General features: G+C 66.8%; 15 protein-coding genes and 2 riboswitches. Of the genes, 9 read left to right on the forward strand and 6 right to left on the reverse strand.

All coding sequences use genetic code 11. The annotated features are described in order from the left end of the window. Positions 1-156 precede the first annotated feature (156 nt). From HH212_RS18175 to HH212_RS18190, 4 genes are all read left to right on the forward strand, one after another. A complete protein-coding gene (locus HH212_RS18175) occupies positions 157-525 on the forward strand; it encodes an integration host factor subunit alpha (protein WP_170203752.1) in 369 nt (122 codons plus the stop codon). Between the two features lie 12 nt (positions 526-537). Further along, positions 538-942, forward strand: coding sequence for a MerR family transcriptional regulator (locus tag HH212_RS18180; RefSeq protein WP_170203753.1), 405 nt, complete (start codon positions 538-540; stop codon positions 940-942). A gap of 222 nt (positions 943-1,164) precedes the next feature. After that, positions 1,165-1,797, forward strand: a complete 633-nt coding sequence (locus HH212_RS18185; protein ID WP_170203754.1) for a response regulator — start codon at positions 1,165-1,167, stop codon at positions 1,795-1,797. A gap of 359 nt (positions 1,798-2,156) precedes the next feature. Then, complete coding sequence (locus tag HH212_RS18190) at positions 2,157-3,719, forward strand: sensor histidine kinase (RefSeq protein ID WP_170203755.1); 1,563 nt, start codon at positions 2,157-2,159, stop codon at positions 3,717-3,719. A gap of 96 nt (positions 3,720-3,815) precedes the next feature. Here the strand turns inward: HH212_RS18190 and HH212_RS18195 are convergent, their stop codons facing one another. Next, positions 3,816-4,580: a Crp/Fnr family transcriptional regulator gene (locus HH212_RS18195; RefSeq protein ID WP_229217339.1), complete on the reverse strand. Its 765-nt coding sequence runs from the start codon at positions 4,578-4,580 to the stop codon at positions 3,816-3,818. A 490-nt stretch (positions 4,581-5,070) separates the two neighbouring features. Here HH212_RS18195 and HH212_RS18200 point away from each other — a divergent pair, with 490 nt between their 5' ends. Then, positions 5,071-6,738 carry a peptide chain release factor 3 gene (locus HH212_RS18200; protein ID WP_170203757.1) on the forward strand — a complete coding sequence of 556 codons (1,668 nt, stop codon included), beginning with the start codon at positions 5,071-5,073 and terminating at the stop codon, positions 6,736-6,738. Positions 6,739-6,829: 91 nt separating this feature from the next. Here the strand turns inward: HH212_RS18200 and HH212_RS18205 are convergent, their stop codons facing one another. Further along, entirely contained in the window at positions 6,830-7,153 is a 324-nt protein-coding gene (locus tag HH212_RS18205) for a hypothetical protein (protein WP_229217340.1), read from the reverse strand. Between the two features lie 202 nt (positions 7,154-7,355). On the opposite strand from HH212_RS18205, the gene HH212_RS18210 reads away from it, so the two are divergent. Further along, entirely contained in the window at positions 7,356-9,032 is a 1,677-nt protein-coding gene (locus tag HH212_RS18210) for a methyl-accepting chemotaxis protein (protein WP_170203758.1), read from the forward strand. Between the two features lie 26 nt (positions 9,033-9,058). Here HH212_RS18210 and gcvP read toward each other — a convergent pair whose 3' ends face one another. From gcvP to gcvT, 3 genes are all read right to left on the reverse strand, one after another. Then, entirely contained in the window at positions 9,059-11,953 is a 2,895-nt protein-coding gene (gene gcvP / locus HH212_RS18215) for an aminomethyl-transferring glycine dehydrogenase (RefSeq protein WP_170203759.1), read from the reverse strand. A gap of 195 nt (positions 11,954-12,148) precedes the next feature. Beyond that, positions 12,149-12,529 carry a glycine cleavage system protein GcvH gene (gcvH, locus tag HH212_RS18220; RefSeq protein WP_170203760.1) on the reverse strand — a complete coding sequence of 127 codons (381 nt, stop codon included), beginning with the start codon at positions 12,527-12,529 and terminating at the stop codon, positions 12,149-12,151. A gap of 77 nt (positions 12,530-12,606) precedes the next feature. After that, entirely contained in the window at positions 12,607-13,743 is a 1,137-nt protein-coding gene (gene gcvT, locus HH212_RS18225; RefSeq protein WP_170203761.1) for a glycine cleavage system aminomethyltransferase GcvT, read from the reverse strand. Positions 13,744-13,797: 54 nt separating this feature from the next. Next, a riboswitch (glycine riboswitch) is annotated at positions 13,798-13,890 on the reverse strand. Between the two features lie 16 nt (positions 13,891-13,906). After that, positions 13,907-13,992, reverse strand: a riboswitch (glycine riboswitch). Positions 13,993-14,142: 150 nt separating this feature from the next. Here gcvT and HH212_RS18230 point away from each other — a divergent pair. Further along, a complete protein-coding gene (locus HH212_RS18230; protein WP_170203762.1) occupies positions 14,143-14,703 on the forward strand; it encodes an ATP-dependent Clp protease proteolytic subunit in 561 nt (186 codons plus the stop codon). A 442-nt stretch (positions 14,704-15,145) separates the two neighbouring features. Here the strand turns inward: HH212_RS18230 and HH212_RS18235 are convergent, their stop codons facing one another. Further along, positions 15,146-15,511 carry a hypothetical protein gene (locus HH212_RS18235; RefSeq protein ID WP_170203763.1) on the reverse strand — a complete coding sequence of 122 codons (366 nt, stop codon included), beginning with the start codon at positions 15,509-15,511 and terminating at the stop codon, positions 15,146-15,148. Positions 15,512-15,913: 402 nt separating this feature from the next. Between HH212_RS18235 and HH212_RS18240 the strand changes: the two genes are divergently transcribed. Continuing rightward, complete coding sequence (locus tag HH212_RS18240) at positions 15,914-18,670, forward strand: DUF1631 family protein (protein ID WP_170203764.1); 2,757 nt, start codon at positions 15,914-15,916, stop codon at positions 18,668-18,670. A 91-nt stretch (positions 18,671-18,761) separates the two neighbouring features. After that, positions 18,762-22,274, forward strand: coding sequence for a chromosome segregation protein SMC (gene smc, locus HH212_RS18245; RefSeq protein ID WP_170203765.1), 3,513 nt, complete (start codon positions 18,762-18,764; stop codon positions 22,272-22,274). Positions 22,275-22,350 lie beyond the last annotated feature (76 nt).

The following is a 22,350-nucleotide window of genomic DNA, read 5'->3' on the forward strand; positions in this document are numbered from 1 at the left end:
ACGGGCTTTGGCAGGCCGTCGCGCACATCTTGTGCGCGCATGCGGTCGGCCGGGGCCCCATCCAAAACGTTTGAGCTGAAGGTAATCAAAATTAACAACAACGACGTTGATTCCGCCGTATTCCAGGAGGCACTGGCCGCCGACCTGCATCGTGCGATGCATGTGGCCAGGGTACGGCAGGAAGCGGAAAAGGAATTGCCGACCCTGACCAAGGCCGAGCTGGCCGAACTGCTGTTCGAGCAGGTCGGCCTGAACAAGCGCGAAGCCAAGGACATGGTCGAGACGTTCTTCGACGAAATCCGCAATGCCCTGGAGCGCGGCGAAGCGGTCAAGCTGTCCGGCTTCGGCAACTTCCAGTTGCGCGACAAGCCGCAGCGCCCCGGCCGCAATCCCAAAACCGGGGAAGAAATTCCCATCACGGCGCGCCGCGTCGTGACCTTCCACGCCAGCCAGAAGCTCAAGGGCATGGTCGAGGAAGCCAGTCCCTCGAATGCGGGTGCTTCCTCGCTGGCGCGTGCAGCCTGAGCGAGTTGAACCATGAATGACCGACCGAACAAGATGGAACCGACCGTGTTGCCGCCGATCCCGGCCAAGCGCTATTTCACGATCGGCGAAGTCAGCGAATTGTGCGGGGTCAAACCGCATGTCCTGCGTTACTGGGAGCAGGAATTTACTCAACTAAAGCCTGTCAAACGTCGCGGAAACCGTCGTTATTACCAGCACCACGAAGTGCTGTTGATCCGGCGTATCCGCGAGCTGTTGTACGAGCAGGGCTTCACCATCAGCGGCGCCCGCAACCGCCTGGATGGACGCAACGGCCAGGTCGAAGACATCGACACCGCGCCCGAGGTCGCCGCGCTGCCGGCGTTCGAACCCGAGCAGCTGCGCCAGGAATTGCGCGCCATCCTGCACCTGTTGCGTGGCGGTGCGCCGGCTGCCTGAGACCGGTGGCGGCGTCCGGCATGCGCCAATGAACTGCTCGTATAGCTGAATTCAGGCGAAAGAACGCAGGCATGCGAACTCGGGCGTTCGTACTCCTGTTGTTCTGCACCGCGGAGGTGCTAGAATGTCACTTGCGATATGCTGACTCAAGCGCATGACCTAACGGGCGTGAGGTGTCAGCCTCGGCTCTTTCCTGTACCGGGAAAAATCTAAGGGAAGACAATGATACGCGTTGCCATTTGTGACGATCACCAGATAGTTCGAGCAGGTTTCAAACAGATTTTTTCGTCGTCGGGCGATTTCGAAGTCGTCGCCGAAGGCGCAACCGGGCGTGAGGCCCTCGACATCGCACGCCGCGAAATCTGCGATGTCCTGTTGCTGGACATCGCCATGCCGGACCAGAGTGGCATCGACATCCTGCGCACCATCCGCCAGGGCCAGCCCAACCTGCCGGTATTGATCCTGTCCGGCTATCCGGCGCAGCAATATGCGCTGAACCTGTTCAAGATGGGCGCCAACGGCTACCTCAACAAGGAGTGCGAGGCCGACGAACTCAAGACCGCCGTGCGCACCGTCTACCAGGGCCGCCGCTACGTCAGCTCCCAGGTCGGCGAATTGCTGGCACAGAGTTTCGACCGCGATCCCAACACGGCCCTGCACACCGAGCTGTCGGACCGCGAATTCCAGGTGTTCCTGCGCCTGGCCAAGGGCGCGACCGTGTCGGATATCGGCAATGCGCTGTCGCTGTCGATCAAGACCGTGTCGACCTACCGTACCCGCATCATGGAAAAGATGGGCTTGCAGTCGAACAGCGACCTGACCTACTACGCCATGAAGAACAACCTGCTCGACTGAGCAGGCGAGGGCGGCGCCCTGCCGCCCCTGCTGTCCGGCGCCGCGCTCCCGTGCGCCCGGCAGGCACTGCCACCGGACAGGTGGCCGTTTTCTCTCCCAGTTCCCCCGCATCACGTTTCCGCACATTGCCGGCTGTAACGGCGCCATCTCCTCGTTCCCACGCTGCAGGCAGTTTCGGCGTCGCTGTCGCCCTACTGGCGGGCGACCATGGCGGTTCGAATAAGTTCTCATAAAGAATTGTTTATTTCGCGTCGTCACCATGCCACAATCGTCTGCGATCGCTCGCGCGGCGGTTCGATGCAAAATTTTACGGTCTATAATGAACTAGACGAAATGTTGCGCAAAAGGACTATTCGAGGATGTACTTCACCACCGACCCCACGTTCAAGCCCGGGCGCAGTCTTCCGCTCTACCAGACCTTGCTGTGCGTCGTGTGCGTACTGTTCCTCGTATTGAACGGCATCAGCCTGGTGCGCAACCTCGACGAACTGAAGACTGCCAATACCCGGCAGACCCAGGCCGACCGCGTGTCGGCGCGCCTGCAGTATGTGAACCTGCTGGTGATCGATGCCGAAAGCGGCTTGCGCGGCTATTTCCTTTCCGGTTCCGATACCTACCTGGGGCCGCTGCGTACGGCCGCACGGGAATTGCCGCAGGAATTCGGGGGCTTGCAGAAATTGCTGGCCGACGACCCGGCGCAATCGAAAAACCTGGCGCAGCTGCGCGCGCTGGTCACGCGCCGCATCGACCTGATGCATGAAGGCATCCAGGTGTATCGCCAGGGCGGCTTGCCAGACATCGTGGCGATCGCGCGCGCCCAGGAAGACAAGAGCCGCATGGACGAGATCCGCATGCAGGTCGTCATCATGACGGGCGAGCAGAACGAGTTGCTGGCCGCGCGCGGGGCTGCCGTCTACGAACAGTACCGGCGCGCGGTGCTGGTGGGCGTCGGCATCAACCTCGCGGCGCTGGCCGTGCTGGTGCTGTTCTATAACCTGATCCGTCACGGTTTCCGCCTGCGCCTGCGCGCCGAACATGCGCTGCAGCGGACCAACGACGGGCTGGAGCAACTGGTGGCGGCGCGCACCGAACAACTGTCGGTATTGTCGCGCCACCTGATCCGCGTGGCGGAAGACGAAAAGGCGCGCCTGGCGCGCGAACTGCACGACGAGATGGGCGCCAACCTGACCGCCATCGGCATGTACCTGGCGACCGTCGGCGAGCAATTGAAACCGACCCATGCCGAGCAGGCCGCGATGCTGGGCCGCGCCCGCGCCACGCTGGTCGACACGATCGAGCTCAAGCGCCGCATCATCGAGGACTTGCGCCCGAGCCTGCTGGACAACATGGGCCTGGCGGCGGCCATCCAGAGCTATTGCGACGATTTCGGCCGCGTCACCGGCATCGATTGCGAAGCGCTGATCGATGGCGACGTCGATGGCGCCGGATCGATGCAGGCGATCGCGCTGTTCCGCATCACGCAGGAATCGCTCAACAATATCGCCAAGTATGCGCAGGCGCGCACCGTCATCGTGCACCTGGCGCGCGAGGGCGAAGCCTTGGCGCTGGAAGTCAGCGACGACGGGGTCGGCATTCCGCCGGATGCGATGCGGCGTCCCAAGTCGCATGGCCTGCTCGGCATGCGCGAACGTGCGTTGCTGCTGGGCGGCACCCTGCAGGTGGGGCGCGGCGTGAACGGCATCGGCACCAGCGTGCATGCCTGCGTGCCGATGGTGGCGTCCGGTACCGACGCCGCCGTCGCCGGAGGCGAGGTGCTTTCGGCGGCGCCGCTGGTACGGGCCGCGGCCATGCCGGCGCAGAAACAGGACGGCAATGCGGCGGCGCAGGCGGGCGCTGCATCGTTGGTGGAACCGGGAATGGAATTGCAATTGGCGCTCGGCTCGGGTACTGCGGCGCACTGAAGAACGGCGGGGAAGGAACTGCGGGAGGGGGCGAATGCAACGAGTGGTAATGCAACGCCTGTCCGGCCGAGGCTGCCGGACAGGCGGAAGGGTCGATCAGCGTGCGACGTCCATCAGCAGGCGGTCGTATTCGCTCTTGGCGACCTTGTAGCATTCGCCGGCATAGTCTTCCAGGCCCTGGCGGTTCAGCACGGTGATGTTGCCGCGGCGGTACTGAATCAGGCCTTCGTCCTGCAGCTTGCCGGCAGCGGCGGTGATGCTTTCGCGGCGCACACCCAGCATAATCGAGATCAGTTCCTGGGTCACTTTCAGTTCGTTGCTGGCCGAGCGGTCCAGGCGGTCCAGCAGCCAGCGGCACAGTTTCTGCTCGATCGAGCTGTGGCGGCCGCCGACGGCGTTTTGGGCCATCTGGGCGAACAGGGCGTTGGTATAGCGCATCAGCAACTGTGGCAGGGCGCCGCCCTTGTTGAAGGCGTCGCGCAGGAACTGGGTCTTCAGGCGGTAGCCGTAGCCGGCGCTCTGGACCACGGCGCTGCAGGTGGCGCGCTCGCCCATGAACAGCGACACGCCGACTGCGCCTTCATGGCCGACCACGGCGATCTCGGTGGTGGCGCCGTCTTCCATCACGTACAGCAGGGAAACGATGGCGGTGGTCGGGAAGTACACGTATTCGAGTTTGCTGCCGTATTCGAACAGTTCCTTGCCGAAAGGCAGCGGGACCAGTTCCAGGTGTTCGAACAGGCTTTCCAAGTCAGGACGCGGCAGGGCTGCCAGCAGCTCATTTTGTTGGGTACCGCTGTAGCTCACGACCGGACGCGTCGTGGATTTCAGTTCTTCCGAAGTGGTCGGGAACTGATTCATCGACTGCGTCTTCTTCGCGGTAGCACCAAATTGAGCATTATTCATTTTATTTCCTCGTTATCTCTGACTTACTTCACTGGGCGATTGCTTGGATGGGTTTCCTCATCGCGATGTGTGAAGATTAAAGCTAATGTCATTTGCCGAACATAAGACTGGCTGTCGCCCCCCTGTAGGTGGCGTGCATAATGTTTTGTCAGTCCAGTCCTACTGGAGAAAATCACACAAAACCACGTTTTTCGGTATCTGGAGCGTGGTTTTCCTGGTCGATACTGTCGCGTTAACCCATCCATACTGCAGTCTCGGTGTCAGAATTCCTACACAGGACCTCCTCGTGTGCCCATGTCGTTCCGTATTGTCGAGCTCATGACGCCGTTTTTCCCTGTAGAGAAGGGTTTTCTGCATGCCCGGGCAGCGCTCCCAATCAGTTCACACAAGCCGGTCCGGAGCCGGTAAAATCGAGAGTTTTGCAAGCGCCGCGATGGCCGAAACCATGTCCAACGAAACCGCAGTTACCACCCCCGACACCGGCGACGCCGGCAGCGGCGCCGCGAGCGCCAAACCGGCCGCCCTGATCGCCCGCGAAGTGGCGCGCCGCCGCACTTTCGGCATCATTTCCCACCCGGACGCGGGTAAGACCACGCTGACTGAAAAGTTGCTCCTGTTCTCGGGTGCGATTCAGCTGGCGGGTACCGTGAAGGGCCGCAAGAGCGGCCGCCACGCCACCTCCGACTGGATGGACATCGAGAAGCAGCGCGGCATTTCGGTGGCGTCGTCGGTGATGCAGTTCGAATTCCGCGACCACGTGATTAACCTGCTCGACACCCCCGGCCACCAAGACTTCTCGGAAGATACCTACCGCGTGCTGACCGCGGTCGACTCGGCCCTGATGGTGATCGACGCCGCCAAGGGCGTGGAAGCGCAGACCATCAAGCTGCTCAACGTGTGCCGCATGCGCGACACGCCGATCGTCACCTTCATGAACAAGCTCGACCGCGAGACGCGCGATCCGCTGGAACTGCTGGACGAGGTCGAGTCGGTGCTGAAGATCGAATGCGCGCCGGTGACCTGGCCGATCGGCATGGGCAAGAACTTCCGCGGCGTGTACCACCTGCTGAACGACGAAGTCATGCTGTTCAAGGCCGGCGAGGAAAAGGCCGACGGCGCCTACGAAATCATCAAGGGCATCGACAACCCAAAGCTGGCGGCCATGTTCCCGCTCGAAATGGACCAGCTCAAGATGGAAGTCGAGCTGGTGCACGGCGCGTCCCACCCGTTCGACCTGCAGCGCTTCCTGGCCGGCGTGCAGACCCCGGTGTTCTTCGGCTCGGCGATCAACAACTTCGGCGTGCGCGAGATCCTGTCGGCGCTGATCGACTGGGCGCCGGCCCCGCGCGAGCGCGACGCCACCGTGCGCGCGGTCGAGCCGCAGGAACAGCCGTTCTCCGGTTTCGTCTTCAAGATCCAGGCCAACATGGACCCGGCCCACCGCGACCGCATCGCCTTCTTGCGCGTGTGCTCGGGACGCTTCGACAAGGGCATGAAGGTCAAGCACCTGCGCCTGGGCCGCGAGGTCAAGTTGTCGTCGGTGGTGACCTTCATGGCGTCCAGCCGCGAGCAGGTCGAGGAAGCCTACGCCGGCGACATCATCGGCCTGCCCAACCACGGCAACATGCAGATCGGCGACAGCTTCTCGGAAGGCGAGATGCTGACCTTCACCGGCATCCCGTACTTCGCGCCGGACCTGTTCCGCACGGTGCGTATCCGCAATCCGCTCAAGACCAAGCAATTGCACAAGGGCTTGCAGCAGCTGGGCGAAGAGGGCGCGGTGCAGGTGTTCAAGCCGGTCATGGGCAGCGACCTGATCCTGGGCGCGGTCGGCGTGCTGCAGTTCGAAGTCGTGGCCAGCCGCCTGCTCAACGAGTACGGCGTGGACGCGGTGTTCGAAAGCTCCAGCATCAGCAGCGCGCGCTGGGTGTCGAGCGACGACAAGAAGTCGCTGGCCGACTTCGAGACCGCGCTGGCCCACAACGTCGCCTACGACGCCGCCGGCAACCTGGCCTACCTCGCCACTTCCGGCGTCAACCTGCGCCTGACCCAGGAGCGCTGGCCCAAGCTGCAGTTCCACGCCACCCGCGAGCATGCGGCCAAGCTCGACTGACAGCGTGCGGCGCCGGCGCGCGGCTTGGCCGCCGCGCCGCGCGCCGCTGCACCCCGCTGCACCGGCCGGCATCGCGCCGCGCCGGCATCCTTCACGTCCGGCGCCCCAGCAGCGCCTCGGCGATGCTGCCGATCCAGCACAGGGCGAACACGATGGCTGCCGCCGGCGCCCATGGCGGCGTCTGCTGGGCGTCGATGCGCGCCGCGATCGCGGCCGGGTCCAGCGCCACGGCGCCGCTGAGCACCTGGTCGGCCACGGCGCTGGCCTGCTCCAGCATGACATCGAGGTAGGCCAGGCCGGCAACGGCAGCCGGCACCAGGAATAGCAGGGCCAGCGCACGGCGGCCCAGGTAGAACTGGCCGATGCCAGGAAACAACAGTCCCGACAATAGCGCACCTGTGACGTTTCGCTTCATTTTTCTCCTGAAATTCCATTGTTGAGATGGCGCAAGGGTGCGCGCCCCCGCTCCCGTAGATTGCTTAAATGCACGCTGGAAATAAAGCCGGGCACGACGCACCGGCCCAGGCATGCATCTTCCCGGGAGCCTATCATGATCGCTGCATCGTCCATCCGTCGCACCGGCCTGGCCGGCCCATCGTCGCAGGGAGTGCGCTGACATGCTGTCGCGCCTGCGGATCGGTCCCAAACTGCTGCTGGCTCCCGGCGCCGTGCTGTTGCTGCTGGTGTTGCTTTCCTGCGGCGCCTACATGGCGATGGTACGCCAGAACCAGTCCCTCGACACCATCGTCCAGCAGCGCGCGGTGCACATGCGCGCCGCCTTCGACCTGGTCGCCTCGGCGCAGCGTGCGCATGCCCAGGCCTACCAGGTGCTCACCTGGATCAGCGGCAGCTTCCCGCGCGCGCGCGTGGAGCCGCTGGTGCGCGACGTCCAGCTGCAGCAGGGCGCGGTCAAGCGCGGCTTCGCGGCCCTGTCGCACCTGGCGCGCGGGAGTCCGGGCGAGCAGCGCTACATCGACCAGGCCCAGCGCGCCTGGCTGCTGTACGTGGCGGCGGTCGGCGACGTGCTGGAGCTGGCCCAGAACGACCAGTCGGTCAGCGCCACCGCCATGGTCAAGGCGGAGCGCGCGTTCGCCGTGGTGGCGCAGCGCCTGACCGAGCTGTCGCAGCGCGAGCAGGAATTGTCGGAACTGGCGTCGACCGGCGCCGCCACCGACTTCAAGACCATCTCCACCCTGATGCCGCTGGTGATCGCGCTGTCGATCGCCGCCTCGCTGGCGATCACGATGGCGGTGCGGCGTTCGCTGCTGGGCGAGATCGGCGCGATCGAGGCGGCGGTACACGGCCTGGCCAGTGGCGACCTGACCACCAGGCCGCGCGAATACGGCCGCGACGAGATCGCCGCCACCTCGCGCGCGCTGGACGCCAGCATCCGCAACCTGAACGGCACGCTGCGCACCATCCTCGAGTCGGCGCGCTCGATCGGGCTGGCCTCGCGCGAGATCACGCTGGGGCGCGCGGCGCTGCCGGCGCGCGCCGGCGTGCGCGCCTCGCTGGAACACACCGCGGCCTCGATGCAGGAACTGGCGGCGGCGATGCATTCGAGCGCCGACAGCGTGCAGCACGCCAACCGCGTGACCGAGAGCGCCTCGCTCGCGGCCCAGGAAGGCGGCAGCGTGGTGCACCGGCTGGTGGCGACGCTGGAAAGCGTGCGCCGCAGCGCCGGCCGCATGGAAGAGATCAACGATGCCGTCGAGACCATCCTCGGCAATGCCGGCACGCTGGCGCTGAACGCCGCGGTGGAAGCGGCCAAGGCGGGCGAGCAGGGGCAGGGCTTCGCCCAGGCCGCCTGCGAGCTGCGCACGCTGGCGCGCCGCGCCGGCGCCGCCGCGCACGAGGCGCGCGACCTGGCGCGCCAGGCTGTCGCGACGATCGAGAACGGCAGGGCCTGGGCGGCCCAGGCCGGCACCAGCATGGCCGACCTGGCCAGCTCGGTGCAGGAGGTGGGCGACATCGTCAACCGCATGGGCGACGCCAGTGCCGAGCGCGCCCAGGAACTGGCTGGCGTCAACCAGGCCATCGTGCGCATGGACGAGATGACCCTGCAGGGATCGCGCATGGTGGAAGAGGCGGCGGTAGCGGCGCGCAGCCTGCAGCAGCAGGCGCTGACACTGTCGCGCGCGGTGGCGGCATTCCGGCTGGACGAGGCGACCGGCGCGGAAGAAGGGGAGATCGGGGAAAAGGTGTGCGGACTGGCCGGGACGCCGGGCAAGCGCCCCGGCGAACCCGGCCATCCCTACCTGCGGCTGGCATCCAGCCGCGGGCAGGTGCGGTAGCACCTCGCAAAACCTACTGCGCGTTATTACTCGTAATCGCTGACCGGCGCGCAGCCGCAGAACAGGTTGCGGTCGCCGTAGGCGTTGTCGGCGCGGCCGACCGGCGGCCAGTATTTCTTCTTGCGCAGCGACGGCACCGGGAAGGCGGCCACCTCGCGCGAATAGGTATGCTGCCAGTCGTCGGCGGTGACCACCTCGGCGGTGTGCGGCGCGCCCTTGAGCGGGTTATCCATGCGGTCGTACTCGCCGCGCTCGACCTTCACGATCTCGGCGTGGATGCAGATCATCGCCTCGATGAAACGGTCCAGCTCCGCCTTCGATTCCGACTCGGTCGGCTCGATCATCAGGGTGCCCGGCACCGGGAAGCTCATGGTCGGCGCGTGGAAGCCGAAGTCCATCAGGCGCTTGGCCACGTCCTCGTTGCTGATGCCAGTCGCGTCCTGCAGCGGGCGCAGGTCGATGATGCACTCGTGCGCCACCAGCCCGGCTTCGCCGGTGTACAGCACCGGGTAGTGCGGTGCCAGGCGGCGTGCGATGTAGTTGGCGTTGAGGATCGCGGTCTCGGTGGCCGCGGTCAGGCCGTCGCCGCCCATCATCGCGATGTACATCCACGAGATCGGCAGGATCGAGGCCGAGCCGTAGGCGGCCGAGCTGACCGCGCCGATACCCTGTTCGTCGCGCTGGTAGCCGGTCGAGGCCTGGTTCGGCAGGAACGGCACCAGGTGCGCGCCCACCGCCACCGGACCCACGCCCGGTCCGCCGCCGCCGTGCGGGATGCAGAAGGTCTTGTGCAGGTTCAGGTGGCTGACGTCGCCGCCGAACTGGCCCGGCCCGGCCACGCCGACCAGGGCGTTCATGTTGGCGCCGTCCACGTACACCTGGCCGCCGTGGCCGTGCACGATCTCGCACAGTTCGCGGATGCCTTCTTCGAACACGCCGTGGGTCGACGGGTAGGTGACCATCACGCAGGCCAGGTTGGCGCCGTGCTCCGCGGCTTTCTTGCGCAGGTCGTCCAGGTCGACGTTGCCGTTCTCGTCGCAGGCGGTGACCACCACCTTCATGCCGACCATGTTGGCCGAGGCCGGGTTGGTGCCGTGCGCCGAGGACGGGATCAGGCAGATGTTACGGTGCCCTTCGCCGCGCGACTCGTGGTACTTCTTGATGATCAGGAGGCCCGCGTACTCGCCCTGCGAACCGGCGTTCGGCTGCAGCGACACGCCGGCGTAGCCGGTGACGGCGCACAGCATCGCTTCCAGCTGGCCGATCATCTCGCGGTAGCCGGCGGTCTGGTCATCCGGCGCGAACGGGTGGATGCTGGAGAACTCCGGCCAGGTCACCGGGATCATTTCCGAGGTCGCGTTTAGCTTCATGGTGCACGAGCCGAGCGGGATCATGGTGCGGTCCAGCGCCAGGTCCTTGTCGGCCAGCGCGCGCAGGTAGCGCAGCATCTCGTGCTCGGCGTGGTAGCGGTGGAAGGTCGGGTGGGTCAGGTAGGCGCTGGTGCGCGCCAGCGCCGCCGGGAAGGCGTCCTGCGCGTCCTGGTCGAGGCCGTCGATGTCGAACGACTGGGTCTTGCCGGCGGCTTCGGTGAAGATGTCGAGCAGCAGCGCCAGGTCGTCGCGGGTGGTGGTCTCGTCCAGCGACAGGCCGACGCGACCGGCGTCGATGCGGCGCAGGTTGACGCCGCGGCCGACCGCGATGCGGTGCAGCGCGTCGGCATCCTCGACCGCCACGGTCAGGGTGTCGAAATAGGTCTCGTTGGCCAGCCGGTAGCCGAGCGAGCGCAGCGCGCCGGCCAGGATGCCGACGTAGCGGTGCACGCGGCGGGCGATTTGCTCCAGGCCTTTCGGGCCGTGGTAGATCGCGTACATCGACGCCATCACCGCCAGCAGCACCTGCGCGGTGCAGATGTTGGAGGTCGCCTTTTCGCGGCGGATGTGCTGTTCGCGCGTCTGCAGCGCCAGGCGGAACGCCTTGTTGCCCTGCGCGTCGATGGTGACGCCGGCCAGGCGGCCGGCCATGCTGCGCTTGAACTCGTCGCGCGTGGCCAGGTAGCCGGCGTGCGGGCCGCCGAAGCCGAGCGGCACGCCGAAGCGCTGGCTGTTGCCGATCACGACGTCGGCGCCCCATTCGCCTGGCGCGGCCAGCACGGTCAGTGCCAGCAGGTCGGCGGCGACGATCACCATGGCGCCGGCCGCGTGCAGCTTCTCGACGGCGTGGCGGTAGTCGCGCACGTCGCCGTTCACGCCCGGGTATTGCAGCAGCACGCCGAAGCAGGTCTCTTCGAGCGTTTCCAGGTCGGCGGCGGCGACGGTGCGCACCTCGACGCCGATCGGCAGGGCGCGCGTGCGCACCACTTCCAGCGTCTGCGGCAGCACGTCGTCGGCCACGTAGAACACCTTCGAGGCCGACTTGCCGACGCGCTGGACCAGGGTCATGGCTTCGGCGGCGGCGGTGCCCTCGTCCAGCATCGAGGCGTTGGCGATGCCCATGCCGGTCAGGTCGACGATCACCTGCTGGAAGTTCAGGATCGCTTCCAGGCGGCCCTGCGAGATCTCCGGCTGGTAGGGCGTGTAGGCGGTGTACCAGGCCGGGTTTTCGAAGATGTTGCGCAGGATGACCGGCGGGGTGTGGGTGCCGTAGTAGCCCTGGCCGATCATCGACTTCATGACCTTGTTCTGCGATGCCAGCGCTTTCAGTTTCGCCAGCGCGGCCTGTTCCGGCAGCGGCTCGAAGAACTGGCCCAGGTCCAGCTTTTCCTTCAGGCGGATGTTGGCGGGGACGACGGCGTCGATCAGCGCGGCGCGCGAATCGTAGCCGAGGACGGACAGCATGGCTGCCTGTTCGGTGTCGGACGGGCCGATGTGGCGCGGAATGAAACCGTCGCGTGCTTCGAGTTGGGTCAGGCTGGTGCGGGTCATGGTAGGGGCGGAAAAAGGAGAGAAGCGCATTGCGCGATGCCGTCGTCCCCGCGCAGGCGGGGATCCATGCTGAGTGGCCGTGGTTACTCGGTATGGGTTCCCGCCTGCGCGGGAACGACGATCATTTATGCTGTCGTTGAAACGTCATGGAAGTACGAACAACCAGCGCGCTGCACGGCGCGCTGGCAAACACCATCAGTCCGCGGTCGCCTTGCCGTAGGCGGTGGCGTCCAGCAGGCCGGCGACGGCATTCGCATCGCTCGGCTGCAGCTTGAACAGCCAGGCGCTATAGGCATCGGCGTTGATCGAGTCCGGCGCGTCGGCGGTGGCCTGGTTGACGGCGGTGACGGTGCCAGAGACCGGCGAATAGATGTCGCTGGCCGCCTTGACCGACTCGACCACGGCGGCATCGTCGCCGGCGGTGAAGGTCTTGCCGACCGCCGGCAGTTCGACGAACACGATGTCGCCCAGCGCGTCCTGTGCGTATTCGGTGATGCCGACGGTCAGGGTGCCGTCGGCTTCTTGGCGGACCCACTCGTGGGACTCGGTGTATTTCAGGTCGGCTGGGATGTTCATGCGGGGGCTCCGGATATGAGGGTAAGAGTGAGTGTTCAGTATAAAGTGTTCTTGTCGGGCTTCGCGCCGGATGCCTTTCAGGCGGCCAGCACCTTGCCGTTGCGTACGAACGGCAGCTTGACCACCGACGCCGCCAGCTTCTTGTCGCGGATCTCGACGTGTACGGTGTCGCCTACGGCCACGTCCAGCGGCACGCGCGCCAGCGCGATGGCCGCCTGCATGCTCGGGCTGAAGGTGCCGCTGGTGATCTCGCCGGCGTTGCCGGAACCCGCCACCACCTTCTGGTGCGCGCGCAGGATGCCGCCCTTGTCGCGCAGGATCAGGCCGACGAATTGCTGGCGCTGGCCGTGCAGCTGCAGCGCGTCCTTGCCGACGAAGTCGCGCTCGGCGTCCAGCACCACGGTCCAGGCCAGGCCGGCGTCCAGCGGCGAGATGGTGTCGTCCATGTCCTGGCCGTACAGATTCATGCCGGCTTCCAGGCGCAGCGTGTCGCGCGCGCCCAGGCCGGCCGGCTTCACGCCGGCGCCGAGCAGCGCGTTCCACAGCGCCTCGGCCCGGTCCGCGGGGACGCCGATCTCGAAGCCGTCCTCGCCGGTGTAGCCGGTACGCGCCACCATCACCTCGCCGAACGGGGTATCCTCGACGATGGCGGCGTTGAACGGCTTCAGGTTCTCGGAGGCGGCCCGGGTCTGCGGCAGCACGTCCCACGCCTTGGCGCGCGCGTTCGGGCCCTGTACCGCGATCAGCGCGATGGCGCCGCCCTGCGGGTCGGCATTGATGTCGGAACGGCGCGGGGTGATCTTCAGGCCGCTGCCCGAGGTCTCGTTGCGCTCGCGGATCCAGGCGATGTCCTTCTCGGCGGTGCCGGCGTTGACCACCAGGCGGAACCAGTGCTCGCCGAAGAAGTAGACGATCAGGTCGTCGATCACGCCGCCCTGCGGGTTCAGCATGCACGAGTACAGCGCCTTGCCCGGCGCCTGCAGCTTGGCGACGTCGTTGGCCAGCAGGTGGCGCAGGAACGGACGCGCGTTGGCGCCTTCGATGTCGACCACGCACATGTGCGACACGTCGAACATGCCCGCATCCTGGCGCACGGCGTCGTGCTCGGCGATCTGGGAACCGTAGTTGACCGGCATGTCCCAGCCGCCGAAGTCGACCATCTTGGCGCCGGCGGCGCGGTGTGCGGAATTGAGCGGGGTCGCTTTGAGCGTCATGGATGCATCCTCGGACAGGTAAATGGGGTGCGGCACGCGCGGTCCGCATGCCTTTCGCACCCCTCTGTCCTCGGTACCTGAGAGATAGCGGCGACGCCGCCTGCCCCTTCGGTGGGCCCGTCCGGGCCGCTCTCCAGAGTTGGTCCGCCGCGCGCTGCGCGGCGTCCCCTGACCGGTCCGGTTGCCTGAGAGTTTTCGGGTGATGCCCCTTCGGCGGCAGCCTGTGCTGCGCTCTCCCGGTCAAGACTGCGAAGGATATGCGAGTCGCCCCCGGAAGTCAATCGACCGCCGGCGTGCCGGCGCGGCAGGCGGGGCGCACACGCTTGCGCCGGGGCGCCACGTCCTCTGTAGCGCGTTTTGTTACACTTGCCCCATGAACTTTGTCATAGGAGCGGCACGATGAGCGAAGAGCAAGCAACACAGCGCAAAGCGGCTTATTTCACCCTGTCCGGCGACGTCAACAGCGACATGGTGCACCGCGTCTTCGAAGCGACTTCCATGATGACCGAGGATGGCATCGAGACCGCCCACGTGCTGGTGCAGTCGAACGGCGGTTATGTCAGCGACGGCCTGTGCCTGTACAACTTCATGGCCAACTCGCCGGTCGATTTCGTGATGTACAACGGCGGGGCGGTCGCGTCGATCGCCGTCATCCTGTTCCTCGCCGGCAAGCGCCGCTACGCCAGCGAGACCGCGCGTTTCATGATCCACAAGTCGCATGCCACGGCTTCGCCCGGCTCGCGCCCGGATGCGCTGAATATCATCGTCGAAGGCTTGCGCGCCGACGATTCGCGCACCGAATCGATCCTGCGCAAGCACATGGAGCTGACGACCGAGCAGTGGGGCATCCACCAGTACGGTGACCTGCACCTGAATGCGCGCGATGCCAAGGCGGCCGGACTGGTGAACGACGTCGCCGATTTCGCGCCGCCGCGGGGAGCGCCGCTGCGCAATATCTGACAGGAGGGCAGGCGCTGGAGTTCAACCGGATGGCAGGGCAGGATCGGGATGTGCCGGATACATACCGGCCCGTTCCATCGGCATCCTGCGGGTGAAATGGCTGCAAGACGATGGGGTAATGCCCGCACAGTCCGAGGCGACGCGTATCCGTCCCGCACCGCTGAGCGCTTCGGTCCTTTTGCAGAAACGCGTGGAGACACATACACGGTAAACGTTTACTGCAACTAACCGACATGTGGCGATCTCTCGACATTTACCCGGACAGCGCCTCATATCCTTGCATAGTCGTCATACAGGCCGGTATGGCAAGCCCACAGTCGGACCGATCACATGAACACGAAAAAGCCCGTAGCAGCGACGCACCCGGGCTCCCTCCATGCTGCCTGTCCGGCACTGGTCGCCGACGGCACCCGTAAGCGGCGCCATCCAGCGGTACACAGGCTCAGCGCTTGGCGTCGTTCTTCGCGCTCTGGCGCCCTGCCGCGGCGTGCTGCTCCGACGAGCCGCCTTGCTTGCCGCCCGATGTCGATGCGCTGGCCGAGCCGGCTGCGCCCGACTGCTTGTTGGAATTCTTGTGGCTCTGCTGACCAGCCGCCACGTGCTGCTCGTGGGTACCGCCCTGGACACCGCCCGAGCGCGAGCCGGAACCCGACGAGGCCGATTGCTGGTTGCCGTCGTCCAGCAGCGCATCGTCCTGGCTGGCGCTGTTCTTGCTCGGGGTGTTCTTGTGGCTTTGACGGCCAGCGGCGACATGCTGCTCGTGGGTGCCGCCCTGGTTGCCTGGACGCGAATTTTTGCTCGAAGTCATGATCATTCCTTTATCAAGTTGGGAAATGTCTTGCTTTGCCAAAAGTGCTTCTAAACATCGTGGTTCAGTTGCGTTTCCGGTGCAGCAATGATGCAAGCACGGCCATGGAACGGGTATCGGATCATCTCTTGAGCGCGTGTAGGATTACGACTAAGGTCTGAGAATATCTATTTTGAATAAACCGAAAAAGTAATGTATTTATTCCTCATAAGTAATTTTACGACATCTGAAAAACTGGCATTTACTGATGAGTTAGCTCATCTTTAGCATGATTATTCTTTTTGGAATTATTTTTCTAAATGCATCGGCAGCGAACCCGTGTGGTATCCGTGACAGATTTCTATTGCTAGGTGGAAATTATGTGCCACAATATCGTTACCGCCCGTTTCGCTCCATCAGACCATGACAGCAAGCCCCGTCCAGACCCCGGCCGCAGCCAAGGCCGCGTCGCTGCAGGCGACGCTGGACGCGCTCGCCGTCGTCGTCTCGGATTTCGCCGCCGACCAGGTGGCGGACATGGCGGCGCGCATGGCGGCCGACCTGGCCGACGTCGGCCGGCCCGGCCTGGAGACGCGCGAGGTGTACCGCCGCGTCAAGTCGGCCAAGCTGCTCAAGGAGAACGGGTACGCGTTCGTGCACCTGGCGTCGAATGCGATCGAAGCGGCGCTGCGCAGGGAATTCGACGCCTTCAACCCGCAAGCGGCAGCGCCCAAGGCGGCGGCATCCCTGAGCCTGGTGCCGCTGGAGGAAATCGACGGCAAGCTCGCCTTCGGCGCGCTGGCGCGGCCGTTCGACATCGCCCATTCGGAAGCGCTCGCCACCTTGTCGGTGCGCCTGGGCATGCTGTTCGGACGCGGCGTGCTGCGCGCCGACGCCAACCCGTTCCGTCCCGCGGTACTGCTGGAGGCGCTGGAACAGGCCTGGCGCGAATTCGAACCGGACAGCGAGGCGCATTGCCTGGCCCGGCCGCTGCTGCGACCAAGCATCGTGTTCGATCCCGCGCCCCTGTACGAACGCCTGGCCGATGTCCTCAAGCGCAAGGAAGGCCAGCCCGGTTCGGCCGATGCCTGCCGTTTCCAGAAGACCGATGATGCCGCGGCGGCAAGGGCGGCGCGCGCCAGCGGCCGCGCCGCGCTGGCCGAGCAATTGCGCAAGCTGTTCGGCGACGACGGCGGCGACGAGGGCGTGCCGCTGATCCCGGACCTGCCCGGCATGCCGGCGGGGACTGGCGGCTGGCGTCCCAGCGGCGCGGCCGGATTCGCGCCCGGCGGCGGGTCGGGAGCGGCGTCCGTCGCGGGGTTGCCGGCGGACGGCGCCTCGCCCGGCGGCGGCGTGCCGCAGGCGGGTATGGCGGCCGGGCAGGCAGGCATGATCCAGGCGCAAGTCGACGCCGCGGTGCACATGGCGCCCGGCTTCGTTCCGGCGGCCGGTGCATCCGCCGCCGTGCCGATGGCCGGCATGGCGCCGGCAGCGGGCTTTGCGGCCGGCGTATTCCAGGGAATGGCCGTTGCGGTGCCGGGCGGCGCCACGGCGCCCATGCCGGCGCATGCACTTCTTGCACCGGGGCTGGCGGGGGGCTTGCCGCCGGGCGCGTTGGCAGACCCGGACATGGCCGCAGGCAACGCAGGGAAGATGGCGCAGGGCGCCGCCCCCGCGCCCTATTGGGCGGGCGTGCCGGTGCACGGCCTGGCAGCGGCGGCGGCAGGATTGGCGCCGCCATCCTTCTCGGCGCTGCCGGCCGCCGGCGCCGCGCCGTTGCTGGAACTGCTGGCGCGGATCGAGCCGGCGCTGGCGGCGGGGGTGGGCATGGGCCGGAGTGCGCCGGCGTCGGCGCTGGAACACGGCGCCGGCGGGGTATCCGGCGCAGGCGGCGCGGACGGCGCTCGCCACGACGCTGCCGCTCCAGTCGCGGTCCCGCACAACGTGTTCTATCTCCCGCGCCTGAAACAGAGCCTGCCGCGCGGGGCGCTGTCGCGCGGCGACGCGCACACGCTCGACCTGCTGTCGCGCGTGTTCGAGACCGTGCTGCTCGACGCCAGCATCCCGCCCCAGGCGCGCGAACTGCTGCAGGCGCTGCAGGTGCCGGTGCTGAAGGCGGCGCTGCGGGACAAGGCGTTCTTCTTCGAAGAGGCGCATCCGGCACGGCGCCTGGTCGACCTGCTGTCGCGCATGGGCTGGGCCCAGCACAAGGATGGCGACGACCCGCTGTTCCAGGCGATGCAACGCAGCGTCGAGCGCGTGGCCGCCGCGGGAGCGGCGGAGCAGGGTGCGGCTGCGGACGGCGTTGCCGGCGGCGACGGCTTCGCCCAGGCCGTCGCCGGACTCGAGGCCAGCATCGCCGAGGAAGAAAGCGCGCACGAGCAGGCCCTGGCGGCGCCGGTGGCCAGTGCCCTGAAGCAGGAAAGGATGGCGGTCGCCAGCCGCGCCGCGCGCGCCGCGGTGGCGCTGCGCGTCGACGCCGGCGACCTGGACGACGTGGTCGGCGCCTTCCTGGCGCAGCGCTGGACCACGGTGATGACCTTCGCCTACAGCATCGAGGACGACAAGCCGGGCGCGGTCGGCAACGCCACGCGCGCCATGGACGACCTGATCTGGAGCATCAAGCCGAAGGCGACCCAGGAACAGCGCAAGGCCCTGATCGCGCGCCTGCCGCGCCTGCTGGGCACGCTCAACAAGTGGCTGGACGCGATCCGCTGGCAGGACGCCGAGCGCCTGCAGTTCTTCGCCCGCCTGGCCGAGTGCCATGCCTCGATCGTGCGCGCGCCGATCGAACTGTCGCCCGAGCGCCAGCTGGAACTGGCGGTCGAAGCGGCCCAGCAGGACGCGCTGCGCCGCGTCGAACTGGAAAACGCCGCCGCCGAGCAGGAAGCGGCGCGGCGCCAGGCGATCTCGCCGGTCGACGGCCTGGAACGCGGCATGTGGTGCGAATTCCGCGCCGCCGACAGCGGCCCGCGCAAGGTGCGCCTGGCCTGGGTGAGCCCGCTGCGCACGCTGTTCATCTTTTCCGGCGCCGGCCGCCGCGAAGCCTTTTCGATGACCGCCGAAAAACTGGCCGCCGCCCTGCACGCCGGCGCCGCGCGCGTGCTGGCGCTGGACGGCGTGGTCGGGCAAGTGCTGCAGGAAGCGATGCGCGCCGGCAACGATACCGCTATTGCGTAGGGTGGGCGGCTTCGCCGTCCACCCTACTGGTTGTAAAGCAACAAATGGTATGATGTTCGCTTCATCGATCCAAGAGCCAGCCTGAGCGAACGTGCGCCTTTCCTCCATCAAATTGTCGGGATTTAAGTCTTTCGTCGATCCCACCAATTTCCAGGTGCCGGGGCAGCTGGTCGGCGTGGTCGGCCCCAACGGCTGCGGCAAGTCGAACATCATCGACGCCGTGCGCTGGGTGCTGGGCGAGTCGCGCGCGTCCGAGCTGCGCGGCGAATCGATGCAGGACGTGATCTTCAACGGCTCGACCCACCGCAAGGCGGCCGGGCGCGCCTCGGTCGAGCTGGTGTTCGACAATAACGCCGGCAAGGCGGCCGGGCAGTGGGGCCAGTACGCCGAGATCGCGGTCAAGCGCACCCTCACGCGCGACGGCACCTCCACCTATTACATCAACGGCCAGCCGGTGCGGCGGCGCGACATCCAGGACATCTTCCTCGGCACCGGCCTGGGGCCGCGCGCCTACGCCATCATCGGCCAAGGCATGATCGCGCGCATCATCGAGTCGCGTCCGGAAGAACTGCGCGTGTTCCTGGAGGAGGCGGCCGGCGTCTCCAAGTACAAGGAGCGCCGGCGCGAGACCGAGAACCGCCTGTCCGACACGCGCGAGAACCTGCAGCGGGTCGAGGACATCCTGCGCGAGCTGAACGCCAACCTGGACAAGCTGGAAGCGCAGGCGGCGGTGGCGAACCGCTTCCGCCAGCTGCAGGCCGACCAGGAAGAAAAGCAGAAGCTGCTGTGGCTGCTGCGCAAGAACGAAGCCAAGGCCGAGCAGGCGCGCTGGTTCCTGGAGATGGAGCAGGCGCAGACCGCTCTGGAACAGCAGACCGCGGCGCTACGCCACCACGAGCTGGAACTGGAGCGCATGCGCCAGGCCCATTACGCCACCGGCGACCGCTTGCACGCCGCCCAGGGCGCGCTGTACCAGACCAATGCCGAAATCGGCAGCCTGGAGGCGCAGATCAGGTTCGTGGTCGAGTCGCGCACCCGGCTGCAGAACCAGATCGCCACCTTGTCCGCCCAGGGCGAAGGCTGGCAAAGCCAGGCGCAGGAACTGCAGGAACAGCTGGAAGAAGCCGAGTACCGGCTGGAAGAACTGGCGGCGCGCGCGGAAGGCGCGCAGATCGCCGTGGAAGCGCATGGCGAGCGCCTGCCGGCGCTGGAAGCGGCCTGGCGCACGGCGCAGGACCAGGCCGGCGAGGCGCGCGCGCGCATCATGGGCGTGCGCCAGCGCATCGAACTGGCGGCGGCGCACGGGCGCAACGCGGCCTCCATCCTGGCCAACCTGGCCACCCGGCGCGAGCGCCTGCAGCAGGAGCGCGCCGGCCTGGACCTGCCGGACGCCGGGCGCCTGGACGACTTGCGCATGGACCTCGAGGAAAAGCAGCTGGCGCTGGAAGAGGCCAATTTGCTGCTGGAGGGCGCCGCCGCCAGCCAGGCGGCCAGCGAGCAGGAACGGCGCCAGGCGCACGCCAAGGCGCAGGAAGAAGCCGGCGCCAATGCCAGGCTGGAGGCGCGCCTGGCCGCGCTGCGCCAGCTGCAGGAGCGGGTGCAGACCCAGGGCAAGGTCCAGCCCTGGCTCAGGAAACACGAACTCGACGGCCTGCCGCGCCTGTGGCAAAAGCTCGACATCGAGGCCGGCTGGGAGACCGCGCTGGAATCGGTGCTGCGCGAACGCACCGGCGCGCTCGAGATCAGCAACCTGGACTGGGCGCGCGGCTTCTTCGGCGACGCGCCGCCGGCGCGCATGGCGGTGTACACGCCGGCGACCGGCAGCGGCGCCACGCCCGGGCACCACGGCCTGAAACCCTTCGCCAGCCTGCTCAGGCTGAACGATCCGGGCCTGCGCGGCATGCTCGACGACTGGCTGCTGAACGTGTACGCGGCCGACGATCCCGGCAGCGCGCTGGCCCAGCGCGCGCGCCTGCCCGAGGGCGGCGCCTTCGTTACGCCGAACGGCCACATGGTCACGCGCTCCAGCGTGCGCTTCTACGCCGCCGACGCCGAGCAGGACGGCGTGCTGGCGCGCCAGCACGAGATCGACAACATCGACAAGCAGCTGCGCGCCCAGGCGCTGATGCTGGACGAGGCGCGCATCCGCGCCACCCGCGCCGACGCCGCCGTCACCGAACTGCAGCGCCGCCTGCAGGAGGGCCGGCAGCGCGTGGCCACGCTGCAGCGCGAAACCCATGCCCTGCAGATCGACGTGGTGCGCCAGGGCGAGGTCGAGGCGCGCTACAACCAGCGCAGTGGGCAGATCGGCGCCGAGCTCGACGAGATCGCGGCCCAGGAAGCCGAGGCGCGCCAGGCCAGGGCGGAAGCCGAAGCCCAGTTCGAGGAGCTCGACCTGGAACTGGCCGAGCTGCAGGGCGCGCACGAGGACGGGCAAGCCGCATTCGAAGGCCAGGAGCGCGGCCTGGCCGAAGCGCGCGCGCGCCTGCGCGAACTGGAGCGCGCGGCCCAGGAAGCGCTGTTCGCCGAAAAGACCGGGCGCGCACGCATCGAGGAGCTGCGCAGGAGCGGCGCCACCACCGGCCAGCAGGCGGCCCAGGTGGCGCAGGGCGTCGCCGCGGCGCGCCTGGAACTGGCGGCGCTGGAATCAGGCAGTGTGGCCGAAGGCTTGCAGGAATTGCTGGCGCGCCGCAGCGGCCAGGAAGAAGCGCTGGCCGACGCCCGTCACGAGCTCGACCAGCTGGCCCAGGGCTTGCGCGCGCTCGAAGAGGCGCGCATGGGCGCCGAGCGCAGCCTGCAGCCGCAGCGCGAGCGCATCACCGAGATGCAGCTGAAGGAGCAGGCCGCGCGCCTGAACCAGGAGCAGTTCGCCGATGCCTTGAAGAGCACCGGCGCCGACGAGGCAGCATTATCGGAAAAGCTCGACCCGGACATGAAACCGTCGTGGCTGCAGGGCGAGGTCACGCGCCTGACGAATGCGATTTCCGCGCTGGGCGCAGTCAACCTGGCGGCGGTCGAGGAACTGGCGCAGGCCACCGAGCGCAAGCAGTTCCTCGACGCCCAGAACAACGATTTATTGGAAGCGATCGGCACGCTGGAAGGGGCGATCGCACGCATCGACCGCGAATCGCGCGACCTGCTGCAAGACACCTTCGACCGGGTCAACGGCCATTTCTCGGAATTGTTCCCGATCCTGTTCGGCGGCGGCAATGCCAAGCTGGTGATGACCGGCGACGAGATCCTCGACGCCGGCGTGCAGGTGATGGCGCAGCCGCCGGGCAAGAAGAACGCCACCATCCACTTGCTGTCCGGCGGCGAAAAGGCGCTCACCGCGACCGCGCTGGTGTTTTCGATGTTCCGCCTGAACCCGGCGCCGTTCTGCCTGCTGGACGAGGTCGACGCGCCGCTCGACGACGCCAATACCGAGCGCTTCTGCCGCATGGTGCAGCGCATGTCGGACCAGACCCAGTTCCTGTTCATCTCGCATAACAAGATCGCGATGGAGATGGCCAATCAGCTGATCGGCGTGACCATGCAGGAGCAAGGCGTGTCGCGCATCGTCGCCGTCGACATGGAAGCGGCGGCCAGCCTGGCAGCGGCTTGACGCCGGGATGGTAAATACAGAAAAGCTATTGAATAGATAAATATTGTCAATTTCATATATTGATGGGCCAGGATTT

It is taken from the genome of Massilia forsythiae (assembly GCF_012849555.1).
Lineage (GTDB): Bacteria > Pseudomonadota > Gammaproteobacteria > Burkholderiales > Burkholderiaceae_D > Telluria > Telluria forsythiae.